17 protein-coding genes and 1 pseudogene are annotated in these 17,985 nt (G+C 70.0%); 9 read left to right on the forward strand and 9 right to left on the reverse strand.

The window, feature by feature from the left end:
• Positions 1 to 29: 29 nt before the first annotated feature.
• Complete coding sequence (locus ACTRO_RS48960) at positions 30 to 950, reverse strand: hypothetical protein (protein ID WP_211244301.1); 921 nt, start codon at positions 948 to 950, stop codon at positions 30 to 32.
• A 452-nt stretch (positions 951 to 1,402) separates the two neighbouring features.
• Between ACTRO_RS48960 and ACTRO_RS17255 the strand changes: the two genes are divergently transcribed.
• From ACTRO_RS17255 to pepN, 6 genes are all read left to right on the forward strand, one after another.
• Entirely contained in the window at positions 1,403 to 2,422 is a 1,020-nt protein-coding gene (locus tag ACTRO_RS17255) for a ParA family protein (protein WP_051450981.1), read from the forward strand.
• A gap of 2 nt (positions 2,423 to 2,424) precedes the next feature.
• Positions 2,425 to 2,838, forward strand: a complete 414-nt coding sequence (locus ACTRO_RS17260) for a hypothetical protein (RefSeq protein ID WP_084316342.1) — start codon at positions 2,425 to 2,427, stop codon at positions 2,836 to 2,838.
• A gap of 123 nt (positions 2,839 to 2,961) precedes the next feature.
• Positions 2,962 to 3,996, forward strand: coding sequence for a segregation and condensation protein A (locus ACTRO_RS17265; protein WP_063628017.1), 1,035 nt, complete (start codon positions 2,962 to 2,964; stop codon positions 3,994 to 3,996).
• 305 nt (positions 3,997 to 4,301) lie between these two features.
• Entirely contained in the window at positions 4,302 to 4,892 is a 591-nt protein-coding gene (gene scpB, locus ACTRO_RS17270) for an SMC-Scp complex subunit ScpB (RefSeq protein WP_051452411.1), read from the forward strand.
• Between the two features lie 73 nt (positions 4,893 to 4,965).
• Entirely contained in the window at positions 4,966 to 5,763 is a 798-nt protein-coding gene (locus ACTRO_RS17275; protein WP_084316343.1) for a pseudouridine synthase, read from the forward strand.
• Positions 5,764 to 5,912: 149 nt separating this feature from the next.
• Positions 5,913 to 8,453, forward strand: coding sequence for an aminopeptidase N (pepN, locus tag ACTRO_RS17280; RefSeq protein WP_034264228.1), 2,541 nt, complete (start codon positions 5,913 to 5,915; stop codon positions 8,451 to 8,453).
• A gap of 675 nt (positions 8,454 to 9,128) precedes the next feature.
• Here pepN and ACTRO_RS17285 read toward each other — a convergent pair.
• From ACTRO_RS17285 to ACTRO_RS51035, 4 genes and pseudogenes are all read right to left on the reverse strand, one after another.
• A complete protein-coding gene (locus ACTRO_RS17285) occupies positions 9,129 to 9,689 on the reverse strand; it encodes an HNH endonuclease signature motif containing protein (protein ID WP_034264231.1) in 561 nt (186 codons plus the stop codon).
• Positions 9,690 to 9,793: 104 nt separating this feature from the next.
• Positions 9,794 to 11,122, reverse strand: a complete 1,329-nt coding sequence (locus ACTRO_RS17290) for an IS256 family transposase (protein ID WP_051450066.1) — start codon at positions 11,120 to 11,122, stop codon at positions 9,794 to 9,796.
• A gap of 86 nt (positions 11,123 to 11,208) precedes the next feature.
• Complete coding sequence (locus ACTRO_RS17295) at positions 11,209 to 11,925, reverse strand: hypothetical protein (protein WP_034264233.1); 717 nt, start codon at positions 11,923 to 11,925, stop codon at positions 11,209 to 11,211.
• Positions 11,926 to 12,697: 772 nt separating this feature from the next.
• Positions 12,698 to 13,500 (reverse strand): annotated as a pseudogene (locus tag ACTRO_RS51035) (AraC family transcriptional regulator).
• Between the two features lie 48 nt (positions 13,501 to 13,548).
• Between ACTRO_RS51035 and ACTRO_RS51040 the strand changes: the two are divergent.
• From ACTRO_RS51040 to ACTRO_RS17315, 3 genes are read left to right on the forward strand one after another with little or no spacing between them, the layout of a single operon-like run.
• Positions 13,549 to 13,983, forward strand: coding sequence for a DUF2000 family protein (locus ACTRO_RS51040; protein ID WP_034264235.1), 435 nt, complete (start codon positions 13,549 to 13,551; stop codon positions 13,981 to 13,983).
• Between the two features lie 26 nt (positions 13,984 to 14,009).
• Entirely contained in the window at positions 14,010 to 14,366 is a 357-nt protein-coding gene (locus ACTRO_RS17310) for a nuclear transport factor 2 family protein (protein ID WP_157436310.1), read from the forward strand.
• A 25-nt stretch (positions 14,367 to 14,391) separates the two neighbouring features.
• Positions 14,392 to 14,835 carry a DUF4279 domain-containing protein gene (locus tag ACTRO_RS17315; protein WP_034264241.1) on the forward strand — a complete coding sequence of 148 codons (444 nt, stop codon included), beginning with the start codon at positions 14,392 to 14,394 and terminating at the stop codon, positions 14,833 to 14,835.
• Here the strand turns inward: ACTRO_RS17315 and ACTRO_RS17320 are convergent, their stop codons facing one another.
• From ACTRO_RS17320 to ACTRO_RS17335, 4 genes are all read right to left on the reverse strand, one after another.
• The gene (locus ACTRO_RS17320) at positions 14,836 to 15,447 is read right to left on the reverse strand and encodes an HAD family hydrolase (protein ID WP_034264244.1); all 612 of its coding nucleotides are present in this window, start codon (positions 15,445 to 15,447) and stop codon (positions 14,836 to 14,838) included. It abuts the gene before it with no gap.
• 70 nt (positions 15,448 to 15,517) lie between these two features.
• The gene (locus ACTRO_RS17325; RefSeq protein ID WP_034264247.1) at positions 15,518 to 15,847 is read right to left on the reverse strand and encodes a type II toxin-antitoxin system PemK/MazF family toxin; all 330 of its coding nucleotides are present in this window, start codon (positions 15,845 to 15,847) and stop codon (positions 15,518 to 15,520) included.
• Between the two features lie 8 nt (positions 15,848 to 15,855).
• Positions 15,856 to 16,047: a hypothetical protein gene (locus ACTRO_RS17330; RefSeq protein WP_157436311.1), complete on the reverse strand. Its 192-nt coding sequence runs from the start codon at positions 16,045 to 16,047 to the stop codon at positions 15,856 to 15,858.
• Between the two features lie 125 nt (positions 16,048 to 16,172).
• On the reverse strand, positions 16,173 to 17,891 hold the full coding sequence (locus ACTRO_RS17335) for an ABC transporter family substrate-binding protein (RefSeq protein WP_034264253.1): 1,719 nt from the start codon (positions 17,889 to 17,891) through the stop codon (positions 16,173 to 16,175).
• Between the last annotated feature and the right edge of the window lie 94 nt (positions 17,892 to 17,985).

The following is a 17,985-nucleotide window of genomic DNA, read 5'->3' on the forward strand; positions in this document are numbered from 1 at the left end:
TGCGGGCGAACCGGGGCGCTGACGTGTGTTCAGCTCCACTGCTGCGGCGGCTGCTGGGGCTGCTGCGGCGGCTGGGGCTGGCCGTAAGGCTGCTGCTGCTGGGGCGGCTGCTGCGGCTGATCGTAAGGCTGCTGCGGGTACTGCGGCTGCTGGCCGTACTGGCCCTGCTGCGGCGGCTGGCCGTACTGCGGCTGCTGCTGGGGCGGCTGACCGTAAGGCTGCTGCGGCTGCTGCGGGTACTGGGGCTGCTGGCCGTACTGGCCCTGCTGCGGGGGCTGGCCGTATTGCGGCTGCTGCCCGTACTGCGGCTGCTGCTGGGGCGGCTGACCGTAAGGCTGCTGAGGCTGCTGCGGGTACTGCGGCTGCTGACCGTACTGCGGCTGGCCGTAGGCCTGCTGCTGCGGCTGGCCGAACGGCTGCTGACCGTAGGCGCCGAACGCCGGGGCGGCCGCGGCGGCCGGCGGCTGTCGCATCCCCCAGATCGAGACGCCGACGACCGCGAGGGCGGCGAGCAGGCCGAGGTAGAGCCCGAAGTCGGCGCCGGAGGAGACGTCCAGCTTGACGCCGTCCTCCTCGGTCGGCGGCTTGAAGAACGTCAGCCACCGCACCACCACCAGGATCACGCCCAGCGCCCCGACGCCGATGCCCACCTGGTAGAAGAGTTTGCCCGCGAGCAGCTGCGGCGCGAACAACGAACGCAGCGCCAGGATGCCGAGGATCAGCAGGAGCACCATCGGAATCCACACCAGCGGACCGGCGATGGTCTGACCGTCGAGGCTTCCGGACGAGGGCGAGTTCCAGCCGCTCACCGTGACGGAGAGGCTCTGCGACGCGTCTCCGGCGGTGGCCGTATCAGACAGCTTGTACCAGGGCAGGAAGGTGGCGATGAAAGCGATCAGTCCCGCGGCGGCGATCACGATGTCCGGCGTGGCGAGCTTACGTTGATTCACATGGATCCCCTCCGTGAACGATAAGTCGGGTTGCAGCATACGGTAATCGGGACGTCAGAAAACAGATGAGTCGTCTTCTTTGACGCGTTCTCAGCCTGCACGCTCCGCCCTGACGATCCGTCAGGACGATGACCCCACCGTGGAGACTTGTCGACAAATCTGCAACAGTCTGCGGGCGTTAGCCCGCATGGGCGATGCTTCTTTGCTCTCATTGCACCATATTGTCTAGAGTCTGCACCGTCCGGCCTGGCGGAACGCGGTGAAGTGAGCGAGTCGATAGGTCGACAATTGCACCCGGAGCGGTGGACACTAGGGCGTGCGAGTACGAGCGCTGCCCGCCCGGCGGGCGCCGTCCACCGGCCACCGGCGCGCACTCGCGGCGCGGTGACGACAAGACGCCATCTACGAACTGGGGGGCCTGGGAGGATGACCGGCAGGTGACTGATTCGACCATGACGACGGCTTCGGGCGGTCAGGCCGGCCGTTGGGCCGGCGACGTCGAGATCGACGATCCATACGGCATCGACGACGAGCTTCGCTACGAGGACGGGTTCGACCCCGATGCGGAGATAGAGCCCGATCCCGAGTACGCGGCCACCCTGGCCCCGGACCCGGCGACGCAGCGGCGCGAGCGGGTCGGCCCGACCGGGCGCCCGATGCCGCGCTTCCCGGCCCCGCGGCCGGCCATGGAGCACGGCCCGGCCAAGATCATCGCCATGTGCAACCAGAAGGGCGGGGTGGGCAAGACCACCTCGACCATCAACCTGGGCGCGGCGCTGGCCGAGTACGGACGCAAGGTGCTGCTGGTCGACTTCGACCCGCAGGGCGCGCTGTCGGTGGGCCTGGGCGTGAACCCGATGGAGCTCGACCGCACCGTCTACAACCTGCTGATGGAGCGGGGTGTCTCGATCGAGGACATCCTGCTCAAGACCATCACGCCGGGGATGGACCTGCTGCCGAGCAACATCGACCTGTCCGCGGCCGAGGTGCAGCTGGTCACCGAGGTGGCCCGGGAGTCGGCGCTGGCGCGCTCGCTCAAGCCCGCGCTGAGCGAGTACGACTACGTCATCATCGACTGCCAGCCCTCGCTCGGCCTGCTCACCGTCAATGCCCTGACGGCCGCGCACAGCGTGATCGTGCCGCTCGAGTGCGAGTTCTTCGCGCTGCGCGGCGTGGCCCTGCTGACCGAGACGATCGAGAAGGTGCGCGAGCGGCTCAACCCGGACCTCGAGCTCGACGGCATCCTGGCCACCATGTACGACGCGCGCACCGTGCACAGCCGGGAGGTGCTCGCCCGGGTCGTGCAGGCCTTCGGCGAGCAGGTCTTCCACACCGTGATCGGCCGCACCGTCCGCTTCCCGGAGACCACGGTCGCCGGCGAGCCGATCACCTCCTACGCCTCGAGCTCGGTCGGCGCCGCCGCCTACCGCCAGCTGGCGAGGGAGGTGCTCGCGCGGTGCCCCGTCGCGTGAGGATGCCCGGGGCCGACGAGCTGTTCGGGCGCGGCCCCGTGACGCTGGGCAACACGGCGGCGCGGTTGCGGGCCGTGCCCGACCCGGTGGAGGACGAGGACGAGGCGGACGAGCCGGCGTTGCCGCCGCAGCGCTCCGCCGCCCCGCGGCTGCCGGCCTCCTCGGCCGGCCGCTCCGGGGGGCGGGCCTCGGGCCGGGAGCGGCACGACGAGAAGATCACCGTGTACGTCTCGCCGGAGGAGCTCGTCGGGCTCGAGCAGGCCCGGATCATGCTGCGCGCCGGGCACGGGCTCTCGGTGGACCGGGGCCGGATCGTGCGCGAGGCGGTGAACCTGGTGCTGGCCGACCTGAGCGAGCACGGCGAGGACTCCAGCCTGGTCCGGATCCTGCGCGCCGAGTGCTACCGGCAGCGCTAGAGCTGTCTTCAGAACCTGTCTTCGAGGTGGCGCCGGGCGCGGCCGGGCGGGTGCGTCCGGCACGAGGGCGCGGCCGCGTGCGCGTGCTACAGCGGCGCCGCCACCACGTAATAGAGTGATCGGGTGGAGCAGAGTGTGGCCGAGGACGAGTCGGCGTCCGCGGCGCCGGAGGAGACCGATGAGTCCCGCCCGCCCGCGGCCGTCGGCCCCGAGCCGGTCGTCCCGTTCTTCGGCCCCCCTGAGCCCGATCCGGACGACCCGAGTGTCTTCCGCGTACACCTGGCCGAGTTCCAAGGCCCGTTCGACCTGCTGCTCTCGCTGATCGCCCGGCACAAGCTGGACGTCACCACACTCGCCCTCTCGCAGGTCACCGACGACTTCATCGCCTACATCCGGGCCCAAGGCTCGGACTGGGACCTGGACGCCGCCAGCGAGTTCCTGCTGATCGCGGCCACCCTGCTGGATCTCAAGGCGGCCCGGCTGCTGCCGTCCGCGGAGGTCGAGGACGAGGAGGACCTCGCCCTGCTCGAGGCGCGCGACCTGCTCTTCGCCCGGCTGCTGCAGTACCGCGCGTACAAGCAGATCGCGGCCGGCCTGTCCGAGTGGTACGCGCACGGCTCGCTGCGCCACCCGCGCTCGGTGCCGCTCGAGCCCGAGTTCCGCGACCTGCTGCCGGAGCTGGTCTTCGCGCTCACCCCGGAGCAGTTCGCCAAGCTGGCCGTGAAGGCGATGACGCCGAAGGTGCCGCCGCAGGTCTCGATCGCGCACATCCACCAGATCCAGGTGTCCGTGCGCGAACAGGCCGCGATCGTGGTGGAGAAGCTGCGGGTGCTGCGCACCGCCACGTTCCAGACCCTGGTCGCCGACGCCCCCGACACCCTGCACGTGGTGGCCCGGTTCCTCGCACTGCTCGAGCTCTTCCGGGAGCGCGCGGTCGGCTTCGACCAGGACCAGTCCGCCGCGTACGCGGAGCTGACGGTGCATTGGACCGGCGACGAGGACGGCGACATCGACGTGGACGGCGAGTACGACGAGGGCGACGCCGACGGCGAGGAAGAGGACGGCGCCGAGCGGCCGGCCCGGGCCGACTTCGCCGACATCACCGAGCTCACCGGTATTGCAGAGAGCGAATACGGCGACGAGGAGGACGAGTCGTGACCGAGCAGGACCAGCCGACCAGCCCCGGCGCGGCGTTCTGGGCGGCCCGCGGCGTGCGGATCGAACCCGAGGCCGTCGAGGGCGGCGAGAGCGACGAGGCGCGGGACGAGCCCGGGCCCGAGTCGTCTCCGGGGGCGGTCCCGGAGGCGTTCGCGGAGCTGCCGGCCCAGCGCGCCGTCGGGCTCGGGCCGGACGCCGCGCCGGCGGTGGGCATCCCCGCGCCGACCCCGGCGCCGGAGCCCGTCACCGCGTACGCCGCGTACGCCCCGCCTGCCGAGGCCGCCGCGGCCGAGCCGGCCTGGCAGCTGACCGGCGGCGAGCTCGCGCTGCCGCTGCCCCCGCTCAAGACCTGCCTCGAGGCGATCCTGATGGTCGTGGACGAGCCGGCCACCGTGATCTCGCTGGCCCAAGTGCTCGAACGGCCCAAGGACGAGGTGGCCGAGGCTCTGACCGAGCTCGCGGAGGAATACACTGTCCAGGGTCGCGGGTTCGAACTGCGCGAGGTGGGCCTCGCCGGCGACGGCTCGCGCACCGGCTGGCGGATCTACTCGCGGGCCGAGTGCGCACCGGTGGTCGAGCGCTTCGTGCGCGACGGCCAGCAGGCCAAGCTGACCCAGGCGGCGCTGGAGACCCTGGCCGTGGTGGCTTACCGCCAGCCGGTGAGCCGGTCGAAGGTCTCCGCGATCCGCGGCGTGAACTGCGACGGGGTGATGCGCACGCTGCTGGCGCGCGGCCTGGTCGAGGAGTACGGCAGCGACCTGGAGACCGGCGCCGTGCTCTACCAGACCACCGGCTACTTCCTGGAGCGGATGGGCCTGCGGTCGCTGGAGGAACTGCCCGACCTGGCCCCGCTGCTGCCCGGCGCGGCCGAGGTCGAGGTGGAGGACTTCGCCTGACCCCGGGCCGCGCGGTGGGAGCCGCGGCCGTGATCGACTTCGAGCACTGTGAAACAAGGAAGGCACCACGACGATGGAGCGGCGCACGGCCGGATCGGGCCGCGGCGGATCGAGCGGCGGGCGGCGGCCCCTGGCCGACCCCAACGAGGAGGGCGTGCGCCTGCAGAAGGTGCTGGCCGCGGCGGGCATCGGCTCGCGGCGGGTGTGCGAGGAGATCATCGAGATGGGCCGGGTCTCCGTGGACGGGAAGCGGGTGACCGAGCAGGGTATGCGGGTCAAGCCCGAGTCCGCGGTCATCCACGTGGACGGGATGCGCATCTCCTCCGCCCCGGACGCCTTCTACGTGGCCTTCAACAAGCCGCGCGGGGTCCTGTCCGCGATGCACGACCCGGAGGGCCGCCAGACCGTCGGCGACTACGTGGCCGACCGCGGCCAGCGCCTGTTCCACGTGGGCCGGCTGGACGCGGACACCGAGGGCCTGATCCTGCTGATGAACGACGGCGAGCTGGCCAACCGGCTGGCCCACCCGTCGTACGGCGTGCAGAAGACCTACCTGGCCCGGGTCGAGGGCGTCATCCCGCGGGACCTGGGCAAGCGGCTGCGCGACGGCATCGAGCTCGAGGACGGCTTCGCCCGGGTGGACTCGTTCCGGATGGTCGACGCGGTGGGCCGCAACGCGCTGGTCGAAGTGGTGATCCACGAGGGCCGCAAGCACATCGTGCGGCGGCTGCTGGCCGAGGCCGGGTTCCCGGTCAACCGGCTGGTGCGCACCCACTTCGGGCCGATCGCGCTGGGCGACCAGCGTCCCGGCAAGGTGCGCAACCTCAACCAGCAGGAGATCGGCTCGCTGTACAAGGCCGTCGGGCTCTGAACCGTGCCCTGACCGGGCTCTGATTCAACCGGGCGCCGATTTCACCGGGCGCCGATTCTGCCTCGGGTGATGGGCGCAGCGCACAGAAATCCCCGCGCATATGCTGGACCGGACATCGATCCGGCCCGTGTACGGCGAAGGAACAGCGCATGCCCATCGCAGAGATCACCCGCGCAGAATCGGCCGTCCGGGCCGGGCTGCTGCGGGTGGAGAAGTACCACGTCTCGCTCGATCTGACCCGCGGGGAGAAGGTCTTCGGGTCCGCCTCGGTGATCCGCTTCTCCTGCGCCGAACCGGGCGCGGACAGCTACGCGGACCTGGTCGCCGAGCAGATCCACTCGGTGACCCTCAACGGCCGCGCCCTCGACCCGGACGCGGTCTACGCGGGCGGGCGGATCGCACTGGCCGGCCTGGCCGCGGAGAACGAGCTGCGGGTGGTGGCCTCCTGCGCCTACGGCAGCGACGGCGGCGGGCTCGGCCGGTACACCGACTCGGCCGACGGCAAAGTGTATACGTACACGAACTTCGAGCCGTCGGACGCCCGCCGGGTGTTCGCGAACTTCGAGCAGCCCGACCTCAAGGCGGTCTTCCACGTCGAGGTCACCGCGCCGGCGCACTGGAGCGTGCTGGGCAACACCCCCGCGCCCGAGCCCGCGCCGGCCGAGGAGGACGCGTCCGTCGCCACCTGGTCCTTCCCGCCGACCGAGCGCCTCTCGACCTATCTCGTCTGCGTCACCGCGGGCGAGTACGAGGTCGTGTACGGCTCGCACACCACCACCCGCGGCCAGGTGATCCCGCTGGAGCTGGCCGCCCGCGCCTCGCTCGCACGCCACCTCGAGCCCGAGGACATGTTCCTGATCACCGGTCAGGGCCTGGACTACTTCACCACCCTGTTCGACTGCGACTTCCCGTACCCGAAGTACGGCCAGATCTTCGTGCCCGAGTTCCGTGCTGGGGCGATGGAGAACCCGGGCCTGGTCACCTTCACCGAGCGGCTGCTGTTCCGCTCGAAGGTCACCGACGCGCTCTACGAGACCCGCGCCGTGGTGATCCTGCACGAGATGGCACACATGTGGTTCGGCGACTACGTCACCATGAAGTGGTGGGGCGACCTGTGGCTCAACGAGTCCTTCGCCGAGTTCTCCGGCAGCTTCGTCTCGGCCGAGGCCACCCGGTTCACCGAGGCCTGGACCACCTTCGCCAACGGCCGTAAGACCTGGGGCTACGCGCAGGACCAGCTGCCCTCCACCCACCCGATCGCGGCCGACGTGCAGACGTTGAACGAGGCGCTGGCCAACTTCGACGGCATCAGCTACGCCAAGGGCGCCTCCGTGCTCAAAGCCCTGGTGGCCTACGTCGGCCGGGAGCAGTTCTTCGCCGGCCTACGGGCTTACTTCACTGAGTACGCCTGGAGCAACGCCTCTCTCGGCGACCTGCTGACCAAGCTGGAGGAGGCGAGCGGGAAGAGCCTGGCCGACTGGTCGAAGGCCTGGCTGGAGACGGCCGGCCCGAACACCCTGGCCGCCGAGTTCGAGCTCGACCAGGAGGGCCGCTTCACCGCCTTCACGGTCGTCCAGACCGCCCCGGAGGCGCATCCGCACCTGCGGCCGCACCGGATCGCGGTGGGCCTGTACGAGCGGCGGGACGGCTCGCTGGTGCGCACCGGGCAGGTGGACGTGGACGTGGTCGGCGCGCGCACCGAGGTGCCCGGCCTCGTCGGCACGGCGCAGCCGGACCTGGTGCTGCTCAACGACGACGACCACACCTTCGCGCTGATCGAGTTCGACGAACGGTCGCTGGCCACTCTGGTGGAGTCGATCGGCGACTTCGCCGAGTCGCTGCCGCGCGCGCTGTCCTGGAGCACCGCGATCCGGATGATGTTCCAGGCCCGGCTGGAGGTCCCCGCGTTCGTGCGGATGCTCGCGCGCGGCATGGCCAAGGAGACGTCCGTCTCCGTGCTCGAATTCCTGCACGTGCAGGCGTCGATGGCGCTGCGCCGGTTCGCCGCCCCGGAGCAGATCGCCGCGGCGAAGACGCAGCTGGCCTCGGCCGCGCTGGAGCTGCTGCGCACGGCCGAGCCGGGCAGCGACCACCAGCTCGCCTGGGCGCAGCTGCTGGCCTGGTCCGCGGCGGACGAGGAGCAGCAGGAGTTCGTCAGCGGCCTGCTCTCCGGCGCGCAGAGCGTGCCGGGGCTGGTCGTGGACACCGAGCTGCGCTGGATGCTGCTCCGCCGCCTAGCCGCCCTCGGCCGCGCCGGCGACGACGAGATCGACGCCGAGCTGCAGCGCGACGCGACCGACCAGGGCCGCAACCACGCCCTCGCCGCCCGCGCCGCGATCCCCGACGCCGAGCACAAGGAGGCCGCCTGGCGCAGGCTTACCGGCGAGGAGTTCGGCCCGGACGCGGTCCGCGCACTCACCGGCGGCCTCGGCAACGGCGAGCACGCCGAGCTGCTCGCCCCCTACGCCGAGCGCTACTTCGAGGACCTGCCGAACCTGTGGGAGCAGCGCCCGGAGCAGATGCGCGCGCTGCTGGCCGAGGTGATGTTCCCGTACTGGGCGGCGTCGGAGGAGTTGCTCGCCCGGATCGACGCCTTCACTGAGGCGAACGAGTGCGACAGCTCCCTGCTGCGGGTGCTGATCGAGGCCCGCGACACCGTCGAGCGGATCCTGCTCTCCCGGGCGCTCTGAACGCTCACGTGCTCGGCTCGGGCCATGCCACTCCGGCGCGTGGCCCGAACCGAGCACGGCGACGGCTGGGGGCTATGGACGGGCGCGACGGTTGGGGCGGGCAATGCCTAACCGGAAAATCTCCCAAGCCCTGGGCGTGACTGATGGGCCGGGCGGGTGCTTCGCTTCGCCCACGGTTTCGTTTGCCCACCCTGCCCACTCGTTGCGTTGGCGGGGTGGGCTGGGGTTTCAAGACGAAAATCGCCGCTGGCAGGCCCTTCCTCGGAGAGAGTGCCGGGCTCGTGTGGGTGCTGGCGTTGGTGGGGCGGGTTGGGGTTCGGGGTGGTGGGGTTGCGGGGGTGTGCTCTCTCCTCGGTCGGTCCCCGGAGGCAATCAGGGACCTGCCGGGAGGTCAAGCGGCGGTGGCTTGGGCTGATGCTCGATTTTGCAGGGCGCCGCTTGACCTCCCGGCAGAACCCTGATCGGGCTTCGCCTGCCCGACCGAGGAGAGAGCCCACCCCCTGAGGTCCGGTGTGAGCTGTGCTCGGGCCCGGGTCCCATCCCGTGGCCTGGCCGTGCTCGATCCGGAGGAATCGTGCATCGCTCGTATGCGGCCGCTTCTCTTCGACTGCGTGGTCTGGGAGCCGTGCGGGTCAGTGTCCGGCGGCTTGGCCGCGGCCGATACAGGATCGTGCATCACCGCTCCTGGTGGACGGTGGTGTGATGCTTCGCGCAGTACAGGCGGAGGTTTCCGACTCTCGTCTCTCCGCCGTGCGCGAACGGGACGATGTGGTGGGCGTGCAGGGCGAACGTGAGGGGGCGGTCACAGCCCGGGTAGGTGCAGTACCGGTCGCGCCATGCGAGAAACCCGCGCTGCGCGGGCGAGGCCAGGCGCGCCCGGGGGTCATGGTCCAGCGCGATCCCGTCGAAGGTGCCCGTGTGCCCGTCGGTCACCAGCTCGTGGCGCCGCGGATCACCGCGCTTGGGCAGGCGCCCGGCCGGAACCAACGCCCCGAACACCGTGCGCGCACAGCCGGCGGGGATCTCGGTGTGCACGGCAGGATCCTTCATGCCCGCCACATGCGCGGAAGGGTCCTTCACGGCCGCCGCGGGCACGGCAGGCTTCTTCACGGCCGCCGCGGGTGCGGGAGGCTCGATGGTGACGGCGAGCGCGGGCAGGGAGAAGTGGGCGTGGCGCTGCTCGGGCGGGGCATCGAGGAAGACCTGTGCGAGCCGGGTGACCGCTTCCGCGTTCATCTGCTCGGTGCTGCGGGCTTGTCAATTGGAGTGTGTAAGTTTGGGGACGGTTCTTCCTTCTTCGGGTCTCCGTCGGCGGTTGCCGTCGGTGACGGTTTTGCTGGTCAGACCGGGAGTTTGCCGGGGAAGCGGATCGCGAAGTCGTTCAGGGCCCGCTTCCAGCCGTAGGTTCCGGTGCCGCGCAGCTGTCCGGCCGGCACGTGGCGGCCCTCGCCGTCGATGTGGCGGCCCTCGATGCGGCGGATGCCGAGGTAGAGCAGTTTGATCGCGGCGTCGTCGTCGGGAAAGTGCCCGCGGGTCTTGCTGATCTTGCGGAGCTGGAAGTTCATCGACTCGATGGCGTTGGTCGTGTAGATGACCCGTCGCAGCTCGAGGGGGAAGTCGAGAAACGGTATGAACGTCTCCCAGGACCGCTCCCATGCGGAGATCACCCCGGGTGCGCTGCGGGCGAACGTGCCGCGCAGCGCTTCGAGCGCGGCCTCGGCGGCCGAGGCGTTCGCGGCGGTGTAGATCGGGCGCAGCGCGGCGGCGATCTTCTTGCGGTCGGCGTAGGCGACATACCGCATCGAGGTGCGGATCAGGTGGACCACGCAGGTCTGCACGATCGCCTCGGGCCATACGTGCCCGATCGCCTCGGGCAGCCCGCTCAGCCCGTCACAGCACACGACGAGGGCGTCTTTCAGGCCCCTGTTGCGCAGGGAGGTCAGGACGTTGAGCCAGAACCGGGAGCCCTCCTTCTGTTCGATCCAGATGCCGAGCACCTGCTTGTACCCGTCGGTGTCCACGCCGATCACCAGGTGCGCGGCCTTGTTCACGACGCTGCCGGACTCGCGGACCTTCACCACGATCGCGTCGATGTAAAGGATCGGATACACCGCGTCGAGCGCGCGGTTCTGCCATTCGGCGATCTCCTCGCGCACCACCTCGGTCACGTTGGAGACCAGCGCGGGGGAGATCTCGGCGCCGTAGACCTCGGCGAGGTGGTCGCGGATGTCGCGGGTGGACATCCCCCGGGCGTAGAGCGAGAGGATCATCTCGTCGACCTGCCCGAGCCTCTTGGTGCGCTTGGGCACGATCCGCGGCTCGAACGAGCCGGCCCGATCACGCGGGACCTGCAGGCGCACCGGCCCGGACGCGGTGACCACGGTCTTGGGGTAGGAGCCGTTGCGCGAGTTGGGCGAGCCGACCCCGGCCGGATCCCCCTTCTCGTAGCCGAGGTGATCCGCCATCTCCACCTGCAGCGCCCGCTCGAGCACCGCCTTGGTGATCGCAGCCAGCAGCTCCTGCGCCCCGCCCCCGGCCTTCTCGGCCTCGGCCAGCAGAGAGTCGATCGCCTCCGGAGCCAGGATCGCAGCGACCCGACGGGCACCCTCGACCTGCTCGAGCTCCTCCACCAGATGCTCCTCGGCCTCCACCGACAGCACCTGGTCCATCTTCTTGCCACTCACAGCGTGTCACCATTTCTAGCAGCCAGGCACTACCACCTGCTGCTCAACAGGTCACCCGCTTACACACTCCATTAGACACGCTCGGTGCTGCGCACATCCTCCGGTACGATCTCTCCGCCGTCGAACTGCCGGGTCCGGATCATCTCGGCGACCTGCAGATCGATCGCGGCCTGGAAAACGGCGCCGCGCACCGGATCGAGCAGGATCTCACACCGGTGCATCTGACCCTCCCCGCACGTGCTGATCCGGGCGAAAGAACGCTCGCGCTCCCGCGCGTGACGCGCCTCGATCGAACCCGGCGCGACTTGCTCCTCGAGCACCCGTACCCGTTCCAACCCGGCCCGCGCACCGCGCTCCCGGGTCACCTCGAGCGTCTTGGCGGCTTCCTCCGCGGGGTCCAGGCCCGTCGCCCGCACCGCCTTGACCGTGCGCGCCAACGCCCGCGCCGAATCAGGCCCGATCATCCCGGAGCACAACTGCGCCTCCACCCCCGGCAGCCGTGCCAGCAGCCGGGCGTCGTGCGCCAGCGCGCGGGCCCGGCCCTCGGTCACATCCAGCACCGTCCCCAGCCACGGACCCACACCCCCACGCGCGATACCCAGCCGGTCGCCCTCACCGACCAGCGCCAGCAGCATCCCCTGCAGCGCCTGCGCCGCCCGGCCCACCTCCACGATCGCCTCACGCACCGCATCAACCCGCCCCACATCATCCCCACCCGCCCGCGCACGCTCGAGCACCCCCCGCACCACGCGGGACATCGACGCGACCTGCCCAGCCACCCCGTCCACGACACCCTCCCATCACCGGCCCCGACATCCCCGAACACTTCTATTCTAGAGGCCGCCACTGACAAAAGACGTGTATACGACCCTTGCGTGGTAAAAGAATCAGGGATATTCCCGGGAACTCGCGGACGTCCCCGGGCGTTGAAGTAGGAGATGGGAGCGGTACCGCAACCGGCGATACAGGAATCTACGTGATGCAACATCCTGTATCGAGCACAGCCGAACCACCGGACACCACACCACAAGGCTGAGCGAACCAGGCAGCCGAAGAGGAGCGTCGGTCGGGTCAGGGCGGTGCAGGATTCTTCCGCACCGAGCGCGACCGGGACACCGGCCGGGACCCGGGCCCGAGCGCAGCTCGCACCACTCCCCAGGGGGTGGGCTCTCTCCTCGGTCGGGCAGGCGAAGCCCGATCAGGGTTCTGCCGGGAGGTCAAGCGGCGCGATGCACAATCGACCATCAGCGGAAGCTACCGCCGCTTGACCTCCCGGCAGGTCCCTGATTGCCTCCGGGGACCGACCGAGGAGAGAGCACACACCCGGCACCCGACCACCCCGAACAACAGCCCGCCCCGCCAACGCCAGCACCCCACAGACTCCGGCATCTCTCTCCGAGAGAAGGGCCCCCGCCGGAGGCGAGATCTTGAAACCCCAGCCCACCCCACCAACGCAACGGGGTGGGCGGGTGGACAGACGAAACCAGCGAAGCGAAGCGCCCACCCCCACCCCGACGATCACCCAGCCGAGAATCAATCCGTACGAGAAGCCCGAACTGCTCAGCTCTCTTGGCGGCTGCTGCGGGCGAAGCGGCCCGGGGGCGCGCCGAGGATCCGGGTGAAGTGGCGGGTGAGGTGGGGCTGGTCGTAGAAGCCTGACTCGGTCGCCACGGCGGCGGGGGCATTCCTGCCAGCAGTAGCCGGCGGGAGTAGTCGACGCGGAGGCTGGTGAGGTATTGATGCGGGCTCATGCCGTATTCCCGGCTGAAGGTGCGCACGAGGTGCGCGGGGTGCGCGTGCAGGAGCGCGGCCGCTTCGCTCAGGGCCAGGCCCTCGCGGAAGCGCTCTGTGAGCAGGTCGCGCAGTGCCCGCGCTAGCGGCGGATCGGTGATGGGCGCGGCTTCTCCTACTCGGCGGCGCAGGTGCTCGCCGAGCCGCTCGGCGACTAGGGCGAGCCGGCTCTCCGCCTCGAACTCCTCCCCCGGGTGCGCGAGCGCGCCGTGGATCTGGTGGATTCGGCGGCGCAGCGCGGCGTCGACGAAGACGGGCTGATCGACCGCGCGCCCGATGAAGGCCTCCGGGAGCTGCGCGGAGTCCAGGTAGACCACGCGCTTGCGGAACCCGGCGGCGGTGGCGGAGCGGCCGTTGTGCGGGACGTGTGGGGGGAGCAGGGTGACTGCGTCGGCGACGAGGTGCGAGTGCCGGTCGAGGTCGTAGCTGACCGCGCCGTCGTCGACGATGAGCAGGGTCCACGAGGCGTGCACGTGCATCGGGTACGCGTGCTCGACGAAGTGCGCGTGGAGCACCTCGGTCACCCCCGCGACCGCCGGGCGCCACGCACGGAACCGGTCGTGAGCCGCCATGCAAAGATCGTACAAGATCTGGGCGACAAAACGGGCTTTGATCAGTACATGAACCCAGAGATCCCGTCGCCCGCCCGCTTCACGAACAAGATCGCCGTCCTGCTGCGCGAGGACCTCGAAGCCTGGCAGCGCCTGAACGTGACCGCTTTCCTGGTCAGCGGTTTCGGTACGCACGACCCGGAGGTGATCGGCCAACCCTACGCAGACGGGGACGGCACGCCGTACCTGCCGATGTTCCGGCAGCCCGTGATGGTCTTCGAGGGCAGCAAAGAGCAGTTGGCCACCGCTCACGCCCGAGCGCTCGAACGTGGCGTCGCGACCTCGGTCTTCATCGCCGACATGTTCGTCACCGGCAATGACGAGGACAACCGGGCCGCCGTGCGTGCGGTCGGCCGCGACGCGCTGGACTTGGTCGGCATCGCCTTCTACGGCCCGCGCAACATCGTGGACAAGGTCGTGAAGGGCGCGCGCAAGCACCCCTAGTCCGTGAGACCCCTATCATCAGGCTCGTGATTAAGGACTCGAATACACTCTCGCCCCGCGACCTCGCTCAGCAGTATTTCGCCATGTGGAACACAGGCGACACCGCCGCCGCTCCGCAAATCCTCAGCGCCACCTGGAACGACCACTCCCACCCCGAGGTGGCCGACCCGGCCGGTGTGCAGGCCGCGGTGGCCGCGATCCGCGCTGCTCGCCCGGAGATGCGCTTCGAGATCGAGGCGATCCTGGCGGAGGACCACCGCGTCTGCGTGGTCGGCGGCATCGGCGGCGTGAACCTCCCCGGCCAGGCCGGCGCCCGCCTCGTCTGGCTGTTCCACGTGGCCGACGGGCGCCTGACCGACCTCTGGACCTACCGCGCCGCGTAATCGGCCCGCGACCTATCCTGCAGCCATGCCGGTCCATCAGTACGCTTATTTCGTCCTCGCCAGCGACTCCACCCCGGCCACCGAGATCACGGCCGCTCTCGATATCGAACCCGACCGAACCGACGTCCGCGGCAGCCGCAGGACCGAGCCGCGGCCCTCCCCGCCCGTGCACCGGTGGCGCGTGGAGTGCCGAGAGCCAGGGCTGGCGGTGGACGAGCAGATCGCATGCGTCCTGCGACGCCTCAGGCCGCACACCGACGCCATCGCAGCCCTGACGAACGCCCCCGACGCCGAGATCAGCGCCACACTCCAGGTCGTGCGTTACTTCGACGACGGCGAGAGCCGGTTCACGGAGGCGAGGTGGGTGCCCACGGGCGACTTCGGCTGGCACCTCGGACGCGACATCCTCGACTTCCTCCAGGCCACCCGCGCGGTCCTGGACGTCGACGAGTACGGCACAGACTCCTGATCACGCTGACACGTGCGTGCCCAGCCACGCCGGGAACGCCGACAGGTCCGCCAGAACCACGGCGGCGCCCGCGTCGAGCAGCTGGTCGGCGGTGAAAGCGCCCGTGGCCACGCCCACCGGGACGGCGCCTCCGGCCCGCGCGCCAAGGACATCAGCGGGGTGGTCCCCCACGTAGGCGGACACGTCGTGCTCGCGAATCGCAGTGCCCTTCGCCGCACCGAACACCGACCCGACGACCACATCGACATCCAGTCCGACCTGCTGCAGGCACTGCTCGGCGATCGCGGGGATCTTCCCCGTGATCACGACGATCCGCCCGCCGCGGCCACGCACAGCATCAGTAGCCTGATGCGCACCGGACAGTGCACTGAGATGTGCGATGCCTTGATGCGGATAGATCTCCCGGTACTGCGCAACGGCATCCGCGACCTGCGCCGGCGGAAACCAGTTCGCGAGCTCGTCCTCGATCGGCGGCCCCAGCCGCGCGGCGGCCGCAGCGCTGTCGATGAAGACGCCCGTCTGCGCCGAGAGCTCGTCGAGAACGGCCTTGAACGCGGCCGCGGAGTCGATCAGCGTCATGTCCAGGTCGAAACCGATCGACAGTCGGGGCACGCGATCCTCATTCCCAGCGGCGGTTGCACGCTCAAGATACCGAGCCCTGGGCGACAGAAGTCAGCGGCGCCTATTCGAGCCGTGCCAGCCGAAGCGCATCCGTGAGCTCGCGCAGCTTCGCCGGCGAGAGCGTTCCCGCCCGCTCGACCAAGTCCTCGCGGGTCAGCGTCACGAGCCACGTGCAAGGGATGAGCCCGACGCGAGGCAGCGCGACACGCACGACACCTGCTTCCGTGAGCCCTTCCTCGACACCCAATCGGACCTCGACGGCGGCACCGGTGATGTCCGCGTCAGCGGGAGCGACGATCTGCATGCACCGCAACTCCTCCCCCGCCGACGAGAGGATCACCACCGGTCGCTTCTCATCGAGAACCGCCCACCACACCTCGCCCCGCTGCACTCGCGGTATCAAACGTCCCGCTCCGGCGCCTGCCCCGACCGCTTGACGCGCGCGTACACGCCGAGCCCGATCAGCGCGACGGCGATCCCGAACGACGGCGCCGCCAGCGCGAGCGGCAGCGGCGTCCCGTTGTGGCGGCCTTTCAGATACCAGCCCAGGGCGGTGCCCCCCGTCCCAGCGACGTCAAGCACGACGAACACTGTGATCCTCTGCCACTCGAACCGTCTCACCGCACCCTCCCAGATCACGGCAAAATGACAGCTTCCTGGTTAAAGATACAGCGCCGTCGCGGCAAGGGAGCCAGATGGCTGCGGCGGCGCCACCGTCAGGACGTCGGGGTCCCGTCGGCCACGAAGCCGACGTTCTGCCAGACGACGTCGGCGTATCCGAACGCGCCGTAGTTGGCCAGGTTCGGCGCCTGCACGTCGATCTCAGGCCCCTGGTAGAACGGGATGCTGCCGGCCTCCTGCCAGACCTGCTGGTCAGCTTGGTTGATGATCGTGGTCTCGTCCGCGAGTGTCACGGCCGAGGTCGCCTTCGCGAGCAGCGAGTCAAGCGAAAGGCTGGCCAGGTGGGAGTAGTTGGTGCCCCAGGTGCCGCCCTGCGCGGTGTCGCCCTGGTAGTGGGCGACGTTGCTGGAGACGGGGAACTCGTCGAGGGTCCGGGCGAACACGGCCAGATCGAAACCGCCCGCGGCGACCTTGGTGAGGAAGTCGTCGCCTTCCTGCGTGACGGTGACCTTGATGCCGACCTGTTCGAGCATTGAAATGATCTGACTCGCCTCGCCGGCTGCGACCTGCACACCCTTCTGGATCAGTAGACTGAGATCGAGCTGCTTGCCGCCCTTGGTCCGGTAGCGGCTGCCCGCCGCCTGGATCCAGCCGGCCCGGGTCAGCAGTCGCCTGGCGGCGGCCGGGTCGTAGGCGCCCACTTCGCCGGCGTCGTCGGCGTAGCCGAGCTGGCTGGGCATGAAGAAGTGGCTGTCGAGTACCGTCTCCGGCACGTCCATACCGGCGAGGTCGGACTGCGCGATCGCCTGGCGGTCAAGGGCTTCGGCGATGGCCTGGCGCACCGATTGGTCGGCCAGGTAGGGGCTCGCGGCGTTCATGGTCAGCTGGCGGTACTGCGAGCTGCCCGCCCTCACGACGACGGCGTTCTTCGCGGCCTCGGCGGTCTTCAGAGCGGCGGGGTCCACGCCGATGTCGACGGAGTCGATCTCGCCGTCGGCGAACGCCTGCGCCTGGCCGTCCGCGGCGACCGTGGTGAACGTGATCGCGCTCAGCATCGGCGGCTCGCCCCACCACTTCGGGTTCGCGACCAGGGTGACGGTCTGGTCCGCCGCATTGATCGAGCCCTGCGTGAACGGGCCGGCGGAGAGGCCGAGGGAGGCGGTCAGCTTGTGGTTGAAGGCTTCCGCGGTCGCGACCTCAGAGGCCGGATACAGGGGGGCGAACAGCGACTTCCAGTCCGTGAAGGCGCTGGCGAAGGTGACGACGACCTCGTGCTCGTTCACGCCTTCGGCCACGGAGGAGATCCGGTCGTAGCCTTCGGTGTCCGCCGGCGCATACGCCTTGTCGCCGCCGTCGAGCGCCTTCCAGTCGGCGACCCAGTCCTTGTAGGTGATCGGAGTGCCGTCGGACCAGATCGCCTTCGGGTTCAGGTCGTAGGTGATGGTCTGCTTGCCCGCGACGGTGGTCTCGACCGGCTCCGCGGTGAGGTAGTCGCCGTCGGAGACCGGCGTGCCGTCGGCGCCGAAGTGGAACGGCGAGGGCAGCATCGCCGACATGACCAACGCCGTGTCCGCGCCCGTGTCGCCGTTCCTCGACTCGACCTGCCAGTTGGTGCTCCACTGGTCCATGGCGAGATGCAGGGTGCCGCCCTGCTGCAGCGCGTCACGGGGCTGGTAGGCGACCTGCTCCAGCATCGAGATCGGCGCGGTGCGGCCCGCGTTCCGGGAGTCCTTCGCGCCGCCGCACGCGCTGATCGCCAGCGCGAGCGCGACCAACGAAGCGGCGAGTGCGCCACTCGGCTTCCTGAGGCGCATGCTGCCCCCACATTCCTGTTCGTCGGTTCTCGGCGGGTGGTACGCCGTGAGCCGCGGCCGGTGCGTGGGGCAGTCTATGACGGCCGCTCAGACC

This window comes from Actinospica robiniae DSM 44927 (assembly GCF_000504285.1).
In the GTDB taxonomy this organism is placed as follows: Bacteria; Actinomycetota; Actinomycetes; order Streptomycetales; family Catenulisporaceae; genus Actinospica; species Actinospica robiniae.